Genomic DNA, 19,415 nt, shown 5'->3' on the forward strand with positions numbered 1-19,415 from the left:
CAAAAATGAGGGAAATAGATGATAGTTGATAATTTAGAAGGTTTGCAAAAAGCTACTGATACTAAAGCTAAAAATATCAAGGTTATTAAGACGGCTTTTGATTTCTGCGATAAAATTCATCAAGCGCAGATTTCCGGTAGCGGAGTTGACTGGTCAATTGCTGCAACTGGTGGTTGGTTAGCATTAGTGACGGGATTTAATCATAAGATTCATCGCCTTTTTATGAATCAAGAAAAAAAATCTGCGGAAGATTTACAACACATTATTTCTAAAGATTATATTATTAAAAAGACTGATAAGTCAGATGAATATGAATTGATTTTAAGATAAAAAAACTCCAAAATCCTTTAATTGGATTTGGAGTTTTTTTATTAACCAAAATTTCCGGAGACGTAATCTTCAGTAGCCTGCATTTGAGGATTGGTAAAGATGTTGACTGTTGAATTGTATTCAATGATATGACCTAAATGTAGAAAGGCTGTGTAGTCGCTAATACGGGAGGCCTGTTGTAAATTATGAGTCACGATAATAATTGAATAATCTTTGCTAAGAACTTTTAAAGTCTCTTCAATTTTGGAAGTAGAGATAGGATCCAGAGCACTAGCAGGCTCATCAAGTAAGAGAATATCAGGACGCATGGCGATAGATCTGGCAATACATAATCGCTGTTGCTGTCCTCCTGAAAGTGCAAGAGCGCTTTTGTTTAGATTGTCCTTTACTTCATCCCACAGAGCGGCTCCTTTAAGACTTTGTTCTAAGCGTTCTTCCAAATCACTTTTTTTAGTGATACCGGCATTTTTTAACGCAAAAGTAATGTTTTCACGGATGGATTTAGCAAAGGGATTAGGTCGTTGAAAAACCATTCCGATCTGTTTTCTGACTTCATAAATATTTATTTTCGGAGAATTAATATTTACGTCGCGATAAGAAATTTCTCCTTCAACACGAGCAACTTTATCATTCATCCGGTTGAGACAGCGTAGCAGGGTAGATTTACCTGAACCAGAGGCACCAATTAAGGCTGTGATTTTGTAGCGGGGAAAATTTAAATTGGCATCAAAGATAGCATGCTCACTACCGTAGTAAACTTGCAGATCTTTAGTTGATAAAGCTTTTTTTTCAGGTATATCTGTTATGTATGTTTCTTCTAAGTTATATTTTTTCATAGTAGGAACCTCATTTTGATGCAGTAATTTTTTTGTATAATTTATTGCCCAAGAAACGAGTTCCAAGATTGAAAATCAAAATGACAATAATCAATACTGCCGAAGAGGCACTTGAGATCAAATTGGCATCAGGAGTGACGCTTTCGGTATTAACTTTCCAGATATGAACAGCTAAAGTTTCAGCGGGACGCATTGGATTGAGAAAACTAGTAGCTGAAAAGATATTCCAATTAGTGTAATCAACTGTTGGAGCACTTTGACCAGCAGTATAAATTAGTGCTGCGGCTTCACCAAAAATTCTACCGGCACTAAGGATTAAGCCAGTAAGAATGCCCGGCAAGGCAGCTGGTAAAATTATTTTCGTGGTTGTTTTCCAATTGGATAATCCTAAAGACATGCCAGCTTCTCTTTGTAAATTAGGTACACTACGAAGGGATTCTTCAATATTTCTAGTCAATAGAGGAAGATTAAAAAAAGTTAAGGCAATCGCACCTGAAAGAATTGAAAAACCTAGGTTTAGTTTGATAACAAATAGTAAATAGCCAAACAAACCAACAACTACTGAGGGAAGCGAACTTAAAACTTCGACACTGGTACGGATTAAATCAGTAAACCAATTATCAGCAGCATATTCTGACAGATAAATTCCAGCTCCTAAGCCAATTGGCAGAGAAACAATAATAGTTAAGATTAGTAGGTAAAGCGAATTGAATAATTGATCTCTGATACCACCACCGGCACTGAACGACTGGGCAGCTGATGTCAAAAAATGCCAAGAAATATCAGGGACACCATTAAAAAGAATATATCCTAAAATCGCAATTAAGATAATGATAACAGCGGCTACTAGAGCATAAATAATTCCGGTAGCTAAGCGGTCTATTTTTTTTGCATTCATTTAAAAACGACCTCGCTTTCCAATAAATTTAACAAGCATATTTAAAACTAAGGACATTAATAAAAGAATTAATGCTAAGGACCAAAGCGCATTGTTTGGCAACGTACCCATAACAGTATTACCAATGTCAGTGGTCAATTTACTTGTTAAGGTTGAAGCTGGAGAGATAAGATTCTTCGGCATTAATGCAGCATTTCCGATAACCATTTGAACAGCCAAGGCTTCACCAAAAGCCCGAGCCATCCCAAAGATAATGGCTGTTAAAATTCCAGGGATAGCCGCACGCAAAATAACTTTGTAAATTGTTTGCCATCTAGTTGCCCCTAGGGCTAAAGAAGCTTGTCGATAATACATGGGAACTGATTTTAAACTATCGACCGATAGTGAAGTTATGGTAGGCAAAATCATGACGAAAAGGACTAAAGTACCTGATAAAATACCAAAGCCGGTTCCACCAAAAATTCTTCTGATGAAGGGGACAATTACTGACAGTCCAATAAAACCATAGACTACCGAAGGGATACCTACTAGCAATTCAATAACCGGTTGAAGAATTTTACTACCATTTTTGCTAGAAAATTAAGCCATGAAGATAGCTATGCCTAAAGCAAATGGTGTGGCAAGGATGGCAGCTAATAGCGTGACACTAAATGAAGTTACTATCATAGGTAGCGCACCTACGTCGGGATGACCTTTAGCATCAGTAGCACCAGGATTCCAATTAGTTTTAGTTAGAAAATCCCACACACGCACATGGTCAGTTGTAAATGTAGCTAATCCTTTTGAGGCAATGAAATAAAGAATACATGTTACTAATAAAATAATTAGACCAATGCATAAATAACAAATTCCCTTACCGAAATAATCTTGAAAAGTGGCTTTGGATTTCGTTTGTAGTCTTTTTTTTATGTCATCCATAGGGAATCACTCCTGTATATAGAAAAAGAACCTCGACCAAGATTGGGCAAGGTTGAAGTTCTTTTCAGTTGTTTATTTTGAACTAACAGTTCCTTTAGAATCTTTTTGAACTTTCATATTATGAATACTAATGTAGCCCATGTCTTTAACTAATGAGTCTTGGACATCTTTAGAATTCATGTAGTCTAGGAACTTAGCTGTAGCACCGTCGGCTTTACCATTAGTGTACATATGTTCATATGACCAGATCTTCCATTTATTTGATTCAACATTTTCATCAGTTGGTTTAATGTTGTCGATTGAAATGGCCTGAACCTTGTCAGTGATATATGAGAATGCTAAGTAACTTACTGCACCTGGTGTGCTTTCAACGATCTTTTGAACAGTACCATTTGAGTCTTGTTCTTGTGATTTGACAGCATCTTCGCCTTTAAGAACGGCAGCTTCAAATGTTGCACGAGTACCACTACCTTTAGCACGGTTAACGACAGTGATCTTTTCGTCTTTTCCACCAAGATCTTTCCAATTAGTAACTTTACCAGTAAAGATATCTTTAACTTGAGCCATAGTTAAATTCTTAACGTTGGCGTCTTTATTGACAACAGGAGCCATACCAACAACGGCCACCTTATGGTCAACTAATTTCTTAGAATCAATACCTTGTTTTTCTTCGGCGAAGATATCTGAATTACCAATTGTAACTGATTTATCCTGAACTTGACTTAAGCCGGTACCTGAACCTCCACCTTGAACGGTGATATTAACCTTGCTGTTGTCCTTTTGGAAATTAGAAGCAGCCTTTTCAACAAGTGGTTGTAGGGCAGTAGAACCGACAGCAGTGATCTTTCCTGACGTTTCGCCGCTAGAGCTCTTTGATGAAGTCGAGCTAGATTTGCTGTTTCCGCAACCTGTTAAAACTAGCATCAAAGCTGCAAATCCTAGCAGTAAAGGAATAATAGTTTTCTTTTTCATTTCTAAAACCTCTATTCAAATTCAGATTTTATCTAACAGTTATAAAGATATATCGTTCGTGTATAAATATTGTTTATTTATTGTAAAAGTTATGTAAAGTTGCTCAAAAAATATACATTTAGTTTGTAAACTTAAGAATGTAAGCAAGAGTAAAGGTAGAGCAATATTACAACATTTGTATTTGTATATATTGAAATACAATGAATGAATTAGGCAATGTGAATGACCCGGTATATCTACATTGTTATAATCAAAATATGATATGCAGCCGTGATGACTATTAAATGATTGTTTGTAAAAATTTGGATAATCTTTAATGCTTGGACCCTTGCGATGTTAAATTTACTGGAAGGAAGTAGGGGAAATGCAACCTTTAGTATTATTAAGTAACAAACTACCACTCTTTATTGAAATTAATAGTTATTTTAATAGTCAGGGTTGGTTTATTAGGAATGTGACTGATCCTAAAGATGTGGAGAAGTTAGTTGAAAAAGAAGATATAGCTGGTTTGCTTTGGGACTTTTCTATCACTGATATGAGTCAATCTTTAAAAATTTTGAAATCCATTCGCAGTAAAATTTCAGGTCCAATAATTATTTTGGCACCAGCTAGAGAAAAAAAGCGCCGGTCACTTTTTTATAATATTAATATAGATAGTTTTATTACAAAACCATTTGATTACACTGAACTGGTAGCAAAAGTTAAGCAGCTTTTTTGGGTTTATGATAAGTTTTCAATTAATAAAGAAGTTCCTAAGGGTTCACGTGCGACCCTAAAGAACGAAACTATTAAATATAATGATATTGTGATTGATTTCAAGCATTATCGCGTAACTCATAATGGCTATGATCTTCGCTTAACGCCAAAGGAATTTAGTTTGTTTTGGTATTTAGTTCAGCATCGAGGCAAAGTCATGAGTCGTGATCAATTACTAGAAGGTGTTTGGGGCTATGATGCAGCTGGTTCTACTAGAACTGTAGATATTCACATCAGCCATTTACGTGATAAATTGGCCGAAAGTTCTAAGTCAGAAGATTTTATTAAAACGGTTCGTGGATTTGGTTATGTCTTGGATAACGATTATCCCTTAGTCTCTGAAAAATAAAAAATTATAACTTAATCATATTTCAAATTTTTTGATTCTAAATAAAAAACACCCAATGACTAAAGAATTTAAAGTCATTGGGTGTTTTTATGTGGAAAAATAATAGTCTATAGGCAAAATTAAAATGCTTTAAGACAATCCACTAAGTATAAGTTGTTTTTATTACGCTTTTCTTAGACAAATTAGTTTATCAATCTCAGTAATTACTAGGACAATTGCACCAGCCCCAATGGCTAATAGCCATTCGTGCAAACCAATTGCTCCAGTTGAGAAGATTTCTTGCATAAATGGTACATAGGTTAGGATCAACTGTAAAATAATCATCAATCCTACAAACAAGAAGGCTTTAGGGTTAGAAAAGAGTTCTTTTGATAGAGCTGGTTTGGGAGTTCGAATGTTAAATAGGTAGAAAATTTTTCCGATAATTAATGTATTAACCATCGTGGTACTTGAGATAACCTCGCCTACACCTTGATTATTCAAGTAAATATCAATTATCAAACTGACTGCAGCAATCAAGATAGCTACATAAGTCATTTGGAAAATATCATGTCGATTCATTAACTTACTACCAGTTTTACGAGGAGGACGATTCATAATACCATCTTCAGCTGGCTCAAAGATTAAAGCAAATTGGATCGTAATGGCAGAAACCATGTTGATCCAAAGCAATTGGGTCGGCTGCAGTGGAATTTCTTGTTTCGTTAAAATCGCATAGGCAACGATTAGTCCTTCTGAAAAGGAAATTGGCAGTAAGTAGAGGATACTCTTTTTGATGTTATCGAAGATACGACGACCTTCTCTGATAGCAGAGGACATAGTTGCAAAGTTGTCATCAGTTAGGATCATATCAGCTGAGTCTTTAACAACATCAGTTCCCTTAATACCCATGGCTACACCGATATCAGCTCGTTTTAGAGCAGGGGCATCATTGACGCCGTCACCAGTCATGGCAGTAACTTTATTATTATTTTGCAGTGCTTCGATAATTTCTAGTTTATTACTTGGAGTAGTTCGAGCAAAAACTTGATTGTCGTTAGCAGCAACTATTTTTTCAGAATCAGACAATTGATCCCATTGAGTTCCCGTTATAGCTTGAATTTGATCAGCCAAGCCTAATTTTTCGCCAATTGCTTTAGCAGTGATGGCATTATCACCGGTGATCATCTTTACTTGAACTCCGGCTTTGCGCATAACCTTGAGAGATTCAATCACTTCTTCGCGAGGTGGGTCAATGATGGCAACTAACCCTAGGAAGTTTAGACCATCAAGGATCATCTCATGAGTTACTTCGTCAGCAGTTGCGGGTGCTTGTTCATAACCTAAAGCGATAACTCGTTTTCCTTCGGCTGAATACTGTTCAACTTTTTGAAGCCAATACTCATAGTTGAAAGTGGGATCTTGTTTTTGAGCCATTTCGAGCAATTTATCCGGTGAGCCCTTAACGAACAGTAAACGATTATTATCTTCATCTTGAACAATTTTACCGATATAACGATAGTCGGAATCAAATGGTAAAATATCGACTTCAGTATAGTTATTCTCTTGATTATAGGGGAACACCTTGTGATACAGCGTAAGAAAGGCTCCATCAGTTGGCTCGCCGTTGATATTCCAGCGACCATCTTCTTTGATCAAGGTTGTATCGTTAGCTTGATAACCGGCTTCTAATAAAAGTTTTAGCTTGGCTGTGATAGAGACTGGTTGACCATTTTGAACGATTTTACCAACTGGTTCATATCCCGTTCCAGTAACCTGTAATTCTTGGTCATCGATCAAAATGTCAGTAACAGTCATTTCATTTTTAGTTAAAGTACCAGTTTTATCGGTTGCAACGACGTCAACTGATCCTAGTGTTTCAACAGCAGGTAAAGTTTTGACAATAGTGTGTTGACGTTTCGCCATATCGCTGACACCCTTAGCTAAGATAACAGAGGTTGTAGCGGGCATACCTTCAGGAATAGCACCAACCATCATCGCTACTACGGCTAGTGAAAGTACTGGCAGCGAGTAAGTGTCGAAGATTAAACCAATGATGAAAATGACTACGGAGGCAGCCACAATAAAGTAGGAAACGTTGGTACCTAAACTATCGATGATTTGCATCAATGGAGTTTTACGTTGTTTAACGGAACTGACTTCATTAGAGATTTTACCGATTTCAGTGTCTTGAGCGGTTGCAACAACAATTCCGCTACCACTACCATTAGTAACAGCTGTAGAGGCAAAAGCCATATTTTTTTGTTCTGCTAAAGGTAAATCGTTTTCTAAAGCTTCAGCAATCTTTGCTACAGAATTAGATTCTCCAGTTAGAGCAGACTCTTGAATTCTTAAATTATCAGAATCAATAATTCTTAAGTCGGCAGGAACATTGTCCCCAGCTTCTAAAAAGACGGTATCGCCGACAACCAAATCTTCAGCGGGTACATCCTTTCTTTGTCCATCGCGATAAACTGTAGCCTCAATCGATAGCATCTGTTTAATTTTATCTAAGGCATCTGATGCATTGGATTCCTGATAATACCCGATAATAGCATTGATGATTACTACCAAGAAAATAATGATCGAGTCAGAATAGTGACGCATTAATAAAGTTATCAAAGTAGCCGCAATTAAGACGTAGATAACCATATTATTGAATTGACGGAAAAAAATCTTCCACTTGGATGTTTTGACCGTTTCTAATTTGTTGGGACCATTTTTCAGCAAACGTTTTTGAGCTTCATTGCTAGAAAGTCCAGTTTTGAATTCATTTGTATCATATGTTTCTTTTAAATTTTTAAGTCCTATTTGATAGGGTTTAGTTTTCAAATTACATCTCCTCATTCGTTTTCAAAGTATAAAAAAAGCGCATTGCTAAAAAGTAATGTGCCAAACTCAGCTCCGAATTCGATGCAAGAAATATATAAGATTCGTCTTCAGTTAAAGTTCACTCCCTAAATTATTTGTAATATAAAGATATCAGATTATTTATATTATGTCAATATTAGAAAAACCATTAGTTTTTTATAATGTTAGCAGTTACATGGAATATACCAATTTTAAATAAGTCTAGTCCAATTAATACTGAAAACGTTTAACTTGCTTACAAAGAGCGAAAAATTAATAAAATAGTTGCGATAGTGTATGTAGACCAGTATTATTTAATTCGTTAATGTTTTTCTTAATTAAGGGAGGAAAATGGGAAAATGAAAACCTATCTTCAACGAATGGGTCGATCTCTTCAATTGCCAGTTGCGGTTTTGCCAGCAGCAGCACTTCTTGAAGGAATTGGACACTGGCTACCTAAAAATTGGGGTTTATCGCAATTTTTACAAGTCGGTGGTAGTGCCATTCTTAGCCAATTAGCTTTATTATTTGCAATTGGTTTATCAATTGGAATGTCAAAAACAAAAGACGGCGCTTCAGCTATGGCTGGGGTTGTAGCCTATATAGTGCCAACTTATGTTTTGGCCCCTAAACAAGTTTCTTTATTATTAGGTATTAAAGTAGGACAAGTTAATCCAGCTTTTAATGCGATTGCTGGGAATGTTTTTATTGGTATTATTGCAGGCTTAATTGCCGCAGCTTTGTTTGATCGCTTTCATGAGACCAAATTGCCAATGGCATTATCATTCTTTAGTGGTAAACGCTTAGTGCCAATTTTATCAACATTAGTTATGCTATTGATTTCAGTAGTTTTACTATTCGTCTGGCCGGTTCTCTATGATGCTTTGATTAGTTTTGGTAAGTTTATTGTTAACCTGGGATGGATTGGAGCTGGTTTATTCGGATTCTTCAATCGTCTTTTGATTCCAACAGGTTTGCATCAGGCATTGAATCAAGTCTTTGAATTTAATATTGCTGGTATCAATGATATTGGTAATTTCTGGGCCAATAAGGGTACTAAGGGTGTGACTGGAATGTATCTTGCTGGTTATTTCCCTGTAATGATGTTTGGTTTACCCGCTGGAGCTTTGGCAATTTATAAAAATGCTTTGCCAGAAAGAAAGAAGGTTACTGCTGGATTGATGATGGCTGGTGCCTTTGCTTCATTCTTTACTGGTGTAACGGAACCACTAGAATTTTCATTTATGTTTGTAGCTTGGCCACTTTATGTGATCCATGCAATTTTTACAGGTTTATCAATGGCTTTTGCAGCCTTTATGCACTGGACAGCAGGTTTTACCTTTAGTGCTGGTTTAGTTGATTATATTTTAAGTTTCCATATGCCAATTGCTAATAAGCCATATATGTTATTAGTTCAAGGTTTAGTTATGGCAGTTATTTATTACTTTGGCTTTGATTTTGCCATCAAAAAATTTAATTTGATGACACCAGGTCGTGAACCGGTAGAGGCTAATGATGATGCTCCTGTAGAAGAAGTGGCAACATCTGATACTGATGATAAATACATGGTAATGGCTAAAAAAGTTTATGCAGGTATTGGTGGACACGATAATATCAATGTAGTCGATAATTGTACAACACGTTTACGTCTACAATTAAAAGATACTGACAAAATTAATAAGTCTCAAATCATGAGTTCTGGAGTTGCCGGAGTAAATGTTTTGGATAAAGTTAATATTCATGTTGTTGTTGGAACCGAAGTTCAATTCGTGGCTGATGCTTTGAAGAAACTTTATGACGAAAATGCAGTGGTCAATACTGTCGCTGCCGATGAAAAAACAACTGTTAAAACAACAGAACCTATCAGCGATGTTAAGTCTGGTGAAACAGATGTCTTCTACAGTGTTGCTAATGGATATTTAGAAGATATTGAAGAAGTTTCTGATTCTACTTTTGCTCAAAAGATGCTGGGTGACGGTTTTGCAGTCGTACCAACTGATGGAAAAATTGTGGCACCAGTTGATGGAACGATTACAACTATCTTCCCAACTAAGCATGCTCTTGGTATTAAAACTAACAATGGATTAGAGGTTCTAGTTCATATGGGAATTGATACTGTTCAGCTTAAAGGCGAACCCTTTACAATTAAAGTTGTTGAAGGTCAAGAGGTTAAGCATGGCGATCAATTAGCTCAAGTTGATCTAGACAAGATCAAAACGGCTGGCAAGAAGACTGACATGATGGTAATTGTTACAAATATGCCAAGTGTTAGTTATATGAAATTTAATTTGTTAGATAAAGATGTACAAATTAATAAAGAAGTTCTAAAAGTAACAACTAAGTAGTGATAACACCCTTCATAATTCACATAATAATTTCTGATTATTAAAATAACTATCAAAAAGGCCAATATTCAAATAATGAATATTGGCCTTTTTTCGTACTTTTTATCCTAAAAATTCAAAGACATCTTTTCGATTATATAAGTGAAGCATTTTTTCAAGCAAGAGCTGTAGGACAATTGCAACAATAACAGGAACAATAATCCAACTGATAAATAGTAAAGCAACATTTAATCCTGCTTCTAATGATGCTAGTGGGCCAACTAAACCGACTAGTCCAAAACCGGCTGAAGCAGGGGTTCCAGAGATATTGAATAATGCGACTGGAATTGCTGAGATTGCGGCTGTAACTAAACATGGAATTAGAATAATCGGCTTACGGAAGAGGTTAGGCATCATCATCTTCATAGCACCTAAAGCAATTGCGATGGTTACGCCCGGTTTATTAATCTTCCAAGAGTTAACTACTAAAACAATGGTTGTAGCAGCGACCCCCATGGCAGCAGCACCAGCAGAAATACCATTCAACTGGATAGCCATACCAATGGCGACTGTCGAAATTGGAGAAATAATTAAAGTTGCAAAGGCACAGCTGATTAAAATACACATAATGATTGGTTGTAAATTAGTGAAAGAATTTATTCCATCACCAATGGCTTTGGTAATGTCAGTAACATAAGGGTAAAGGTAAAATCCGATTAGACCAGCACCAACTCCAACAACAATTGGAGTTAAGACAATTGCTACTGAACCGAATTTATCACCAATTAAAAGAATTAATAAAACGGCAATTGAGGCAGTCAACATAGTATTGATAATATCGCCTGTACCCGCACCAATATAAGCTTGGGCTTTTTCATTGAACTTGATGACACCGGAACCAACAAAAGCAGCCCCACCAACTACCATCATTGGCATTGGTTTGAAATCAAATTGAAGGGCAATCAAGGCCCCGATTAATAAGGGAGTACCTAATTGGAAGATAACTGCCATTTGTCCAATTGCAAGGGCAAAGTGATTATCTCCAAAGAGTTTGAGGATAGCAGCTAGAACAGCGTTGGGAATCAATCCGATAATAATACCAGTGGCGGTTCCGGATAAAACTTTATTGAGAAAGGTTTTGGCCGTTAGTTTGTTATTCATAATAAGTCTCCTGTAATTTAACTATTTAGCTCCAAGAATATCTTCTTTACAGTGAATCAATTGTGTTAATAGGTCACAGTATGGCGTAGCAATATTGTATTTTTTACCTTTGCGGGAAACGGCACCGTTAATGTAGTCGATTTCTGTTAGACGGTGATTGTTGATTAGATCTTGATACATTGAAGGATAATGCTTACCAATTGTTTCAGGATCAAAGCATGACTCAACATGTTCAACGACTTCTGCAGTGTCAAGGTTTACGCCTTCATGTTTGGCAACTGCCGCAAATTCATTTACCACGGTTACTACAATATCATGGGCGGATTTAGTAGCGCCAAATTCAGCCATATTGACATCAAGAATTGAACAGAGACAATTCATGGTTCCATTTACACAAGCTTTACGGTAGATAGAGTAGTGAATATTATCAGAATATTTTGCATTAAGTCCTGACTCAGATAGAGCTGCGGCTAAATCTTTTGCAGCATTTTCTTGATCTTTTCCTAGATTTTGAAGTTCAACTGAACCATTGCCGAATAATTTAACTTGTCCAGGACCAACTAGACCAGCAGTCCACATAGTATTGCCGATAAATATATTTTTCATAGGGATGTATTTTTCAATAGTATCTTCGTGACCAATACCATTTAAAAGACAGAGGATCTTAGTCTGATCTGAGATGAGTGGCTTAATATCTTGCAACATTTTATCTAATTGCATAGATTTAGTGAATAAAATAATTAAATCAGCCTTTTCAGAGCTTTTGATTTGGGATTGAAGCATGACAGGAACTTTGACAGTGATATCTTCACCATTGAAGTTAGCTTTTAAACCGTGTTCCTTAATAGCGTTGACATGATCAGCCCAACCATCGACTAGAGTAACATCATTGCCTCCTCGATGAAGCATAATACCAAAGCGACTGCCCATAGCACCCGCACCTGCAATAATAACTTTCATTGTTTTTCTCCTTAATATATCTGTACCTGCATTATACTTTAATTCTTGTGAAAAAAGCTACAAGTAACTTTGAAAGTCTTGACTAAAACGTTTTCAACTGTTAGATTATGTTTGAAATAAACATTAGTAAACATGGGGGAAAAGCATGAGTTCATTAGAAGAATTTCAAAAATTAAATCCAGAATATAAGATCCTCTCAATTGATGATCCAGATTTTAAAAAGTACGGAAAAGTATATACAAACTATGATATTAATGAAGTAACAGATTATATGGATAAGAACGTTAAAATTTCTAGTCCAGCCAACTTTTATACACCTTCAAATAAGGGATTGGAAGCTATTCCCGTAATTCAAGAAATGGGACGCGATATTTATGCCAACATGCCAATTGAAGCTGGTGAATGTACAGGCCAATCGACTAATTTTTCTGCCATTGAATATCATCAAGGCAGTGAAACTAATATTATGCTGACAGATGTCATTATGGTTTTGGGTCAACGTTCAACGCTTGATACCAAAGGTTCATATAGCCCTAGAGATGATGGTCAAACTTTCTTTGTCCCAGCTGGAACTGTGGTTGAATTTTACAGCTCAACCTTGCATTATGCACCAATTAAAGTGCATGATTCAGGATTCTCGATTATTGTTATGTTGATCAAAGGTAGCAATGAAGAATTGCCAGCCGGATTCAAGAGTACTAATAAGCGAATTGTTAAACAAAACAAGTTCCAATTAGTTGATCCTAGTCGTAAAGATAAGATTGCTATTGGCGTTCAAGTAGGTTTAACTGGCAAGATGATTGAAATGAAACCTTTAGCTGAATAAAAATGAGGCTATTAAATAAATTCTAGATAGTAAAAACAAGAAAAGCATCTATTAAAAGATTCAGGTACACTTGTATGTACTTTGAATATTTAATAGATGCTTTTTTACGATTAATGTAGCCAATACTTGGAATAGTATTTAATAGATTTAATTAGAAATAACAACTTTTCCAACCATATGATTAGTCTCGACTAATTGATGAGCCATTTTTAAGTTATCCACATTAATAGGGGATGACTTTTTATTGATAGTACTTTTAATAGTTCCTTCATCTAAAAGATGTGAAATATGATTTAAAATTTGATGTTGGGTAATCATATCAGAGGTCTGATAGTAGGATTTTGAATACATCCATTCCCAAGCAAAGGTAGCTCGTTTAGTGGTGAGCTTACGCAAATTGATCGGACGATGATTTTCGGTGATTGAAGCAATATGCCCACTAGGCTTGATCAATTCGGCCATTTCATTCCAATGTCCATCAAGATCATTTAATTCTAGGATGTAATCAACATACTTGTAACCAAGCTGACGAACTTCTGTGACTAGGTCTTTACGATGGTTGACCGTTTTGTCAGCTCCATGTGCAGTTGTCCAGGAAATAGTTTCGGGTCTGGAAGCACTGGCAATGACATTTAGACCTGCCCAGTGGGCTAACTGTGTTGCGACTGAACCAACGCCACCAGAGCCATTAATAATGAGGATATTTTTATTGTGATTATTTGTTTTATCTTTAGGATCAATTTCTAGTTGTTCAAAAAGCGCCTCCCATGCAGTCAAAGATGTTAATGGCATTGCAGCGGCTTGAGCATCTGATAATTTTTTTGGAGCGATGCCAACGATTCGTTCATCAACTAACTGATATTCACTGTTACTTCCTGAACGAATGAATGAACCGGCGTAGAAGACTCGATCGTCTTTTTTAAAGAGAGTAACTTTTTGACCAACTTCGGTCACTGTTCCAACAGCGTCCCATCCGATAATTTTGGGCTTTTTGAGAGTTGCGTGACCATTTTTTCGTACGCCAATATCGACAGGATTGACTGAAATAGCGTTAACTTTGACCAACAAGTCATGCCCTTTAGGAGTAGGCTTTACGAGTTCAAATTCAAATAAACTTTTTGGATCTGTAATGGGCAAATGTTGTTGAAATCCGATTGCTTTCATATTATTACTTCCTTTCGAAAGATATGATAGTCTAATGTACAAAAGGAACAATCGTGAAATTTTTGTTACTAGTAGGAGGAGCCCAGTATGCAAAGACGAGCCTATGATTGTCAGGCCGGATGTCCGGTAGAGAGCACATTGCAATTTATTTCGGGTAAATGGAAGAGTGTGATTTTGTACCATCTTTTGGAAGAGAAAGTTTGTCACTTTGGACAGTTGAAACGCGACATGAAGGACTGCTCAACTAGAATGTTGGCTTTGCAATTAGTTGAACTGGAGAAAGATAATCTTATTCAAAAGAATATTTATTCAAAGGAACCTTTACGAACCGATTATACGTTGACTGAACTTGGACTGACTTTAGAACCAGTTATTAGAGCAATGTCCGATTGGGGAGATAAATATAATCAATTAAATAACGATTAAATTTAAGACGACTTTTAAAAATATGCTGTCTTAATAAAAATTTAAGAAAAATATTTTACTAAAAATGGCCTATACAATTGGTACCTACCACTTTCAGTAAGCCACTAACTTCAAATCAGTATTTTTCACAATAAAAAGGATATAGAAACATAAGTAACAAACTGTTACATATATGTAACATGTTAAATTAATTTTATCAAAATAATCAATCTTTTTTAAGTAAATTGAAAATGCTGATATAAAGGGGATTAATAGCTGAAGTAATTGAAAATCGTGAAAAAAAGACAACACTTTCAAACATCACAAATAGGCAATTAATAAGTTAATAATGGTTCAAATTGTTTTGATCAGATAATACCTATTTTTTTAAAATATTGTCATGATAAGAGAAAACGAGGAACCATAAATGTGAAAAACGAATTAAATAAATTATATTAAAAGTTTAATTTTGTTTTTATTTGGTTCTTTTTGTTAAAACGGCTGTTTTTTTTCTGAAAAAATGATATTATGTAAGGGTTCACATGAAGGGTGAGCTCTATTAAAGCGATTTATTTAGAAATTATTCTATTTTTATTGTCAATTCGATCATAAATGGGTGGTCAAAGTAAGCGCTTTAATGACATAAAAATAAAGGAGGATTAAACATGGTTGGAATTGTTATTGCAAGCCATGGTGACTTTGCCAAAGGCATCAAGATGTCTGGATCAATGATTTTCGGTGAACAAAAAGATGTTCAAGCCGTTACATTGCAACCAGATATGGGTCCTGATGATCTAAAGGCAAAACTGGAAGAAGCTGTTTCTTCTCTAGAAGACCAAGAACAAGTTTTGTTCCTAGTCGATTTGTGGGGTGGAACACCGTTCAACCAAGTAAATGGTTTGTTCGAAGCACATAAAGATAAGTGGGCTATCGTTGCTGGTCTAAACTTACCTATGTTGATTGAGGCATATGCTTCACGCCTATCAATGAACTCAGCACAAGAAATTGCTGCTCATATTATTGAAACAGCAAAAGACGGTGTTAAGGTTCGTCCAGAATCATTGCAACCTAAGGAAGCTCCTAAGGCTGCAACTAAACAAGCACCTACAGGTGGTCAACCTGGTTCACTAGAATATGTTTTGGCACGTGTTGATACACGTCTATTGCATGGTCAAGTTGCTACTGCATGGACTAAGACAACAAATCCTACACGTATCATCGTCGTTTCAGATAATGTTGCTAAGGATGACTTGCGTAAGCAAATGATTATGCAAGCTGCACCAGCAGGTGTTAAGGCTCATGTTATTCCTATCAATCAAATGATCAAGATTGCCAAAGATGACAAACATTTTGGTGGTCAACGTGCATTGTTGCTTTTCGAAACACCACAAGATGTTAAGAAAGCTATCGACGGAGGAGTTCCATTGAAGACGGTTAATGTTGGTTCAATGGCTCACTCAGTTGGTAAAGTTCAACCTAATAAGGTTCTAGCTTTTGATCAAAATGATATCGATACTTATAAGGCTATGGAAAAAGAAGGCATCAAGTTTGATGTTCGTAAAGTTCCTACAGACTCAAAAGATGATCTTGATAGCATCATGAAGAAAGCTCAAGACGAACTTAATAAAGCAAAATAATATATACATATATGTTTAAGAAATAAACGGAGGATTAATAATCATGCAATTAAATGCTATTCAGATTATTCTAGTCGTTTTAGTATCTTTCTTAGCTGGTATGGAAGGTATCTTGGATGAATTCCACTTTCACCAACCAGTTATAGCTTGTACTTTAATCGGCTTAGTTACAGGTCAATTATTACCATGTCTTATCCTTGGTGGATCACTACAAATGATCGCCTTAGGTTGGGCTAATATCGGTGCTGCTGTAGCACCTGATGCTGCTTTGGCAGCTGTCGCTTCAGCTATTATTCTTGTTCTTGGTGGTAAAGGTAAGGCTGGTGTTGGTTCAGCTATTGCCATCGCTGTTCCTTTGGCTGTTGCCGGACTACTATTAACAATTCTATGTCGTACATTGGCAACTGGTATTGTTCATATTATGGATAGAGCTGCTGAACAAGGCAGTTTTAAGAAAATTGAAATGTGGCAATATATTGCTATTTGTATGCAAGGTGTTCGTATCGCCATTCCTGCTGCATTGATCCTAGCTATCGGTGCTGGCCCCGTTAAGGAATTATTAAATGCTATGCCTGCTTGGTTGTCAGATGGTTTGTCAATCGGTGGTGGTATGGTTGTTGCCGTTGGTTATGCAATGGTTATCAACATGATGGCTACTAGAGAAGTATGGCCATTCTTCGCAATTGGTTTTGTGTTAGCTACAGTTACACAATTAACACTTATTGGTCTTGGTGCTATCGGTATTTCAATCGCTCTTGTCTACTTGAAATTGGAAAAATCAGGTGGTAACGGTGGAAACGGTGGTGGAGGAAACTCTAACACTGGTGATCCAGTCGGCGACATTATAGATAACTACTAAGAGGGGAGAACACAAAAAAATGGCAGATCAAGTAAAGATTTCTAAAAAAGATAGAATTTCCGTTTGGTGGCGTTCAACCTTCCTACAAGGTTCATGGAACTACGAACGTATGCAAAATGGTGGTTGGGCTTACTCATTAATCCCAGTCCTAAAAAAATTATATAAAACAAAAGAAGACCGTGCTTCCGCTTTGAAGCGTCACATGGAATTCTTCAATACTCACCCATATTTAGCTTCACCTATCTTAGGTGTTACTATGGCTTTGGAAGAAGAACGTGCCAATGGTGCACCTATCGATGATGTTACTATCCAAGGTGTTAAAGTTGGTATGATGGGTCCTTTGGCTGGTATTGGTGATCCTGTGTTCTGGTTCACTGTTAAGCCTATTATTGGTGCTTTGGCTGCTTCATTGGCTATGACTGGTAATATTCTTGGACCAATCATTTACTTCGTAGCATGGAATGCTATTCGTATGGCCTTCATGTGGTACACACAAGAACTTGGCTACAAAGCCGGTTCAAAGATTACAGATGACCTTTCTGGTGGTATCTTACAAGATATTACTAAGGGTGCTTCAATTCTAGGTATGTTTATCTTAGGTTCATTGGTTAACCGTTGGGTTGCTGTTAAGTTCACACCAACAGTTTCAACTGTTAAACTAGATAAGGGTGCTTACATTGATTGGGCACATCTTCCATCAGGCGCACAAGGCGTTAAGGAAGCTTTGATTCAACAAAAAGCTGGTCTATCATTGACAGCTCACAAAGTAACAACTTTGCAAGATAACTTGGATCTATTGATCCCAGGATTAGCAGCTTTGCTACTAACATTGTTCTGTATGTGGTTACTAAAGAAGAAAGTTTCTCCAATCGTTATTATTCTTGGCCTATTCGTACTTGGTGTTGTATTACACGTACTTCACATTATGTAATAATTTGAAACTTTCAAATATGGGGTGGACTCAGTTAATGAGTTCCGCCTCTTTTTTGATAATAAATATTTTCAGACGTATAATACTTTTTAAATAGATAAAGGGGTTAGGTTAAATGGTTCAATCAATAAATACGAAGTCGGATTTGGTCATGAATGCAACTTCTCACTTAGGAATGGCAGATTACGGTAAGATCATGGTCGGAGATAAGGGCTTCGAATTTTATGATGATCGTGATGCTAATAACTATATCCAAATTCCATGGACTGAAGTTAATTCGGTAATAGTTTCAGTTATGTTTGGGGGACATTGGATTCCCAGATTTGCTATTGAAACAAAAAGCAATGGAACATTTTCATTTTCCTCAAGAGACCCTAAAAAAGTTTTGCGGGCGATCCGGGTTTATATTAAACCTGATCGAATTGTTCGTTCATTGAGTTTCTTTCAAGTTATCGGACGTGCTTTTAAGAGAAATCCAAATAAAAAGAAAACAAAATAATAACTTAAAAATCTCTGTTGACCTGAATAAGGCTAGCAGAGTTTTTTCTATGCCAAAAAAGACATTTAGGATATTTTCGAGACACAATTTTGGCAAAAAATATTGAGAAGGTCTATTTTTATAACAGTTACAAAACAATTAAGGTGATTGATATGGAAAATGGATTGAGTTTCGAGAGAAAAATCAGTTTTGAGCCATTGTTAATCAGTATTATTTTGGGATTGGTAATAGGAATTATTATTTGGTCTATTTTTCCTAAGTATCTTTTATTAGGAATCATTTTAGGAATTGTAAGTTTTATTTTGGAAAGTTTGTTAATTTATCCTAAGTATTTATCGGAACTTTATGATTATTGGTATGTTGATACTCAAGGGGTTCACTATTATGATTACAGTACTTGGGGAAAAAGAGTACAGGCAATTTTTCTTCCATTATGGAAAAAGGAATGTCATTTATCTTTTTCAAAAATTCGCTCAGTTTCGGTTTTGGATGGGAAAAGTATTATGAATACGCAGTATCCATTAGGAGGAACTTTTAAAGCTCCTTTGACACGTAAAATACATTACTTGTTGCTTCAAACTGACCAGCAACAAATACGTTTAAGATTTGCTTGGAGAAGTTCAGGAATACCAACTACCGATAATGATATTAAGGAAATTAAAAAATATATTGATAAAAAATTGTATCTAAAAAAGAATCTAGTTAGATTTTGAGGGGTCTTAACTAGATTCTTTGAGAGCGTAAAATATCTTGTGTAAATG

Annotated in this window: 17 protein-coding genes and 1 pseudogene; 10 read left to right on the forward strand and 8 right to left on the reverse strand. The window is 36.0% G+C overall.

Annotated elements, in window-relative coordinates; translation table 11 throughout:
• Positions 1-18 precede the first annotated feature (18 nt).
• The gene (locus tag FD26_RS01740) at positions 19-330 is read left to right on the forward strand and encodes a hypothetical protein (RefSeq protein ID WP_057866713.1); all 312 of its coding nucleotides are present in this window, start codon (positions 19-21) and stop codon (positions 328-330) included.
• Positions 331-371: 41 nt separating this feature from the next.
• On the opposite strand, the gene pstB is transcribed toward FD26_RS01740, so the two are convergent.
• From pstB to FD26_RS01760, 4 genes and pseudogenes are all read right to left on the reverse strand, one after another.
• Positions 372-1,166 carry a phosphate ABC transporter ATP-binding protein PstB gene (gene pstB / locus FD26_RS01745; protein WP_057866714.1) on the reverse strand — a complete coding sequence of 265 codons (795 nt, stop codon included), beginning with the start codon at positions 1,164-1,166 and terminating at the stop codon, positions 372-374.
• Positions 1,167-1,176: 10 nt separating this feature from the next.
• Complete coding sequence (gene pstA, locus FD26_RS01750) at positions 1,177-2,064, reverse strand: phosphate ABC transporter permease PstA (protein WP_057866715.1); 888 nt, start codon at positions 2,062-2,064, stop codon at positions 1,177-1,179.
• Positions 2,065-2,982, reverse strand: a pseudogene (gene pstC, locus FD26_RS01755) (phosphate ABC transporter permease subunit PstC). It abuts the gene before it with no gap.
• 72 nt (positions 2,983-3,054) lie between these two features.
• A complete protein-coding gene (locus FD26_RS01760) occupies positions 3,055-3,954 on the reverse strand; it encodes a phosphate ABC transporter substrate-binding protein PstS family protein (RefSeq protein WP_057866716.1) in 900 nt (299 codons plus the stop codon).
• 364 nt (positions 3,955-4,318) lie between these two features.
• On the opposite strand from FD26_RS01760, the gene FD26_RS01765 reads away from it, so the two are divergent.
• Positions 4,319-5,059, forward strand: a complete 741-nt coding sequence (locus FD26_RS01765) for a winged helix-turn-helix transcriptional regulator (protein ID WP_057866717.1) — start codon at positions 4,319-4,321, stop codon at positions 5,057-5,059.
• Positions 5,060-5,221: 162 nt separating this feature from the next.
• On the opposite strand, the gene FD26_RS01770 is transcribed toward FD26_RS01765, so the two are convergent.
• Complete coding sequence (locus tag FD26_RS01770) at positions 5,222-7,870, reverse strand: HAD-IC family P-type ATPase (protein WP_057866718.1); 2,649 nt, start codon at positions 7,868-7,870, stop codon at positions 5,222-5,224.
• Between the two features lie 377 nt (positions 7,871-8,247).
• Between FD26_RS01770 and nagE the strand changes: the two genes are divergently transcribed.
• Positions 8,248-10,233: an N-acetylglucosamine-specific PTS transporter subunit IIBC gene (gene nagE / locus FD26_RS01775; RefSeq protein ID WP_057866719.1), complete on the forward strand. Its 1,986-nt coding sequence runs from the start codon at positions 8,248-8,250 to the stop codon at positions 10,231-10,233.
• A 102-nt stretch (positions 10,234-10,335) separates the two neighbouring features.
• On the opposite strand, the gene FD26_RS01780 is transcribed toward nagE, so the two are convergent.
• Positions 10,336-11,373, reverse strand: coding sequence for a PTS sugar transporter subunit IIC (locus FD26_RS01780; RefSeq protein ID WP_057866720.1), 1,038 nt, complete (start codon positions 11,371-11,373; stop codon positions 10,336-10,338).
• 21 nt (positions 11,374-11,394) lie between these two features.
• Positions 11,395-12,333: a 2-dehydropantoate 2-reductase gene (locus tag FD26_RS01785; protein WP_057866721.1), complete on the reverse strand. Its 939-nt coding sequence runs from the start codon at positions 12,331-12,333 to the stop codon at positions 11,395-11,397.
• 145 nt (positions 12,334-12,478) lie between these two features.
• Here FD26_RS01785 and FD26_RS01790 point away from each other — a divergent pair, with 145 nt between their 5' ends.
• Entirely contained in the window at positions 12,479-13,159 is a 681-nt protein-coding gene (locus FD26_RS01790; protein WP_057866722.1) for a DUF4867 family protein, read from the forward strand.
• A 147-nt stretch (positions 13,160-13,306) separates the two neighbouring features.
• Here FD26_RS01790 and FD26_RS01795 read toward each other — a convergent pair whose 3' ends face one another.
• Complete coding sequence (locus tag FD26_RS01795; RefSeq protein WP_057866723.1) at positions 13,307-14,323, reverse strand: zinc-binding alcohol dehydrogenase family protein; 1,017 nt, start codon at positions 14,321-14,323, stop codon at positions 13,307-13,309.
• 87 nt (positions 14,324-14,410) lie between these two features.
• Here FD26_RS01795 and FD26_RS01800 point away from each other — a divergent pair, with 87 nt between their 5' ends.
• From FD26_RS01800 to FD26_RS01825, 6 genes are all read left to right on the forward strand, one after another.
• Complete coding sequence (locus FD26_RS01800; RefSeq protein ID WP_057866724.1) at positions 14,411-14,749, forward strand: winged helix-turn-helix transcriptional regulator; 339 nt, start codon at positions 14,411-14,413, stop codon at positions 14,747-14,749.
• A gap of 644 nt (positions 14,750-15,393) precedes the next feature.
• Positions 15,394-16,365, forward strand: coding sequence for a PTS sugar transporter subunit IIB (locus FD26_RS01805; RefSeq protein WP_057866725.1), 972 nt, complete (start codon positions 15,394-15,396; stop codon positions 16,363-16,365).
• A 43-nt stretch (positions 16,366-16,408) separates the two neighbouring features.
• The gene (locus tag FD26_RS01810; protein ID WP_057866726.1) at positions 16,409-17,224 is read left to right on the forward strand and encodes a PTS mannose/fructose/sorbose transporter subunit IIC; all 816 of its coding nucleotides are present in this window, start codon (positions 16,409-16,411) and stop codon (positions 17,222-17,224) included.
• A gap of 19 nt (positions 17,225-17,243) precedes the next feature.
• A complete protein-coding gene (locus FD26_RS01815) occupies positions 17,244-18,155 on the forward strand; it encodes a PTS system mannose/fructose/sorbose family transporter subunit IID (RefSeq protein WP_057866727.1) in 912 nt (303 codons plus the stop codon).
• A 115-nt stretch (positions 18,156-18,270) separates the two neighbouring features.
• Entirely contained in the window at positions 18,271-18,654 is a 384-nt protein-coding gene (locus tag FD26_RS01820; RefSeq protein ID WP_057866728.1) for a DUF956 family protein, read from the forward strand.
• An 89-nt stretch (positions 18,655-18,743) separates the two neighbouring features.
• Positions 18,744-19,367, forward strand: coding sequence for a hypothetical protein (locus FD26_RS01825; RefSeq protein ID WP_057866729.1), 624 nt, complete (start codon positions 18,744-18,746; stop codon positions 19,365-19,367).
• The last annotated feature ends 48 nt before the right edge of the window (positions 19,368-19,415 follow it).

This window comes from Companilactobacillus crustorum JCM 15951 (assembly GCF_001434585.1).
In the GTDB taxonomy this organism is placed as follows: Bacteria; Bacillota; Bacilli; order Lactobacillales; family Lactobacillaceae; genus Companilactobacillus; species Companilactobacillus crustorum.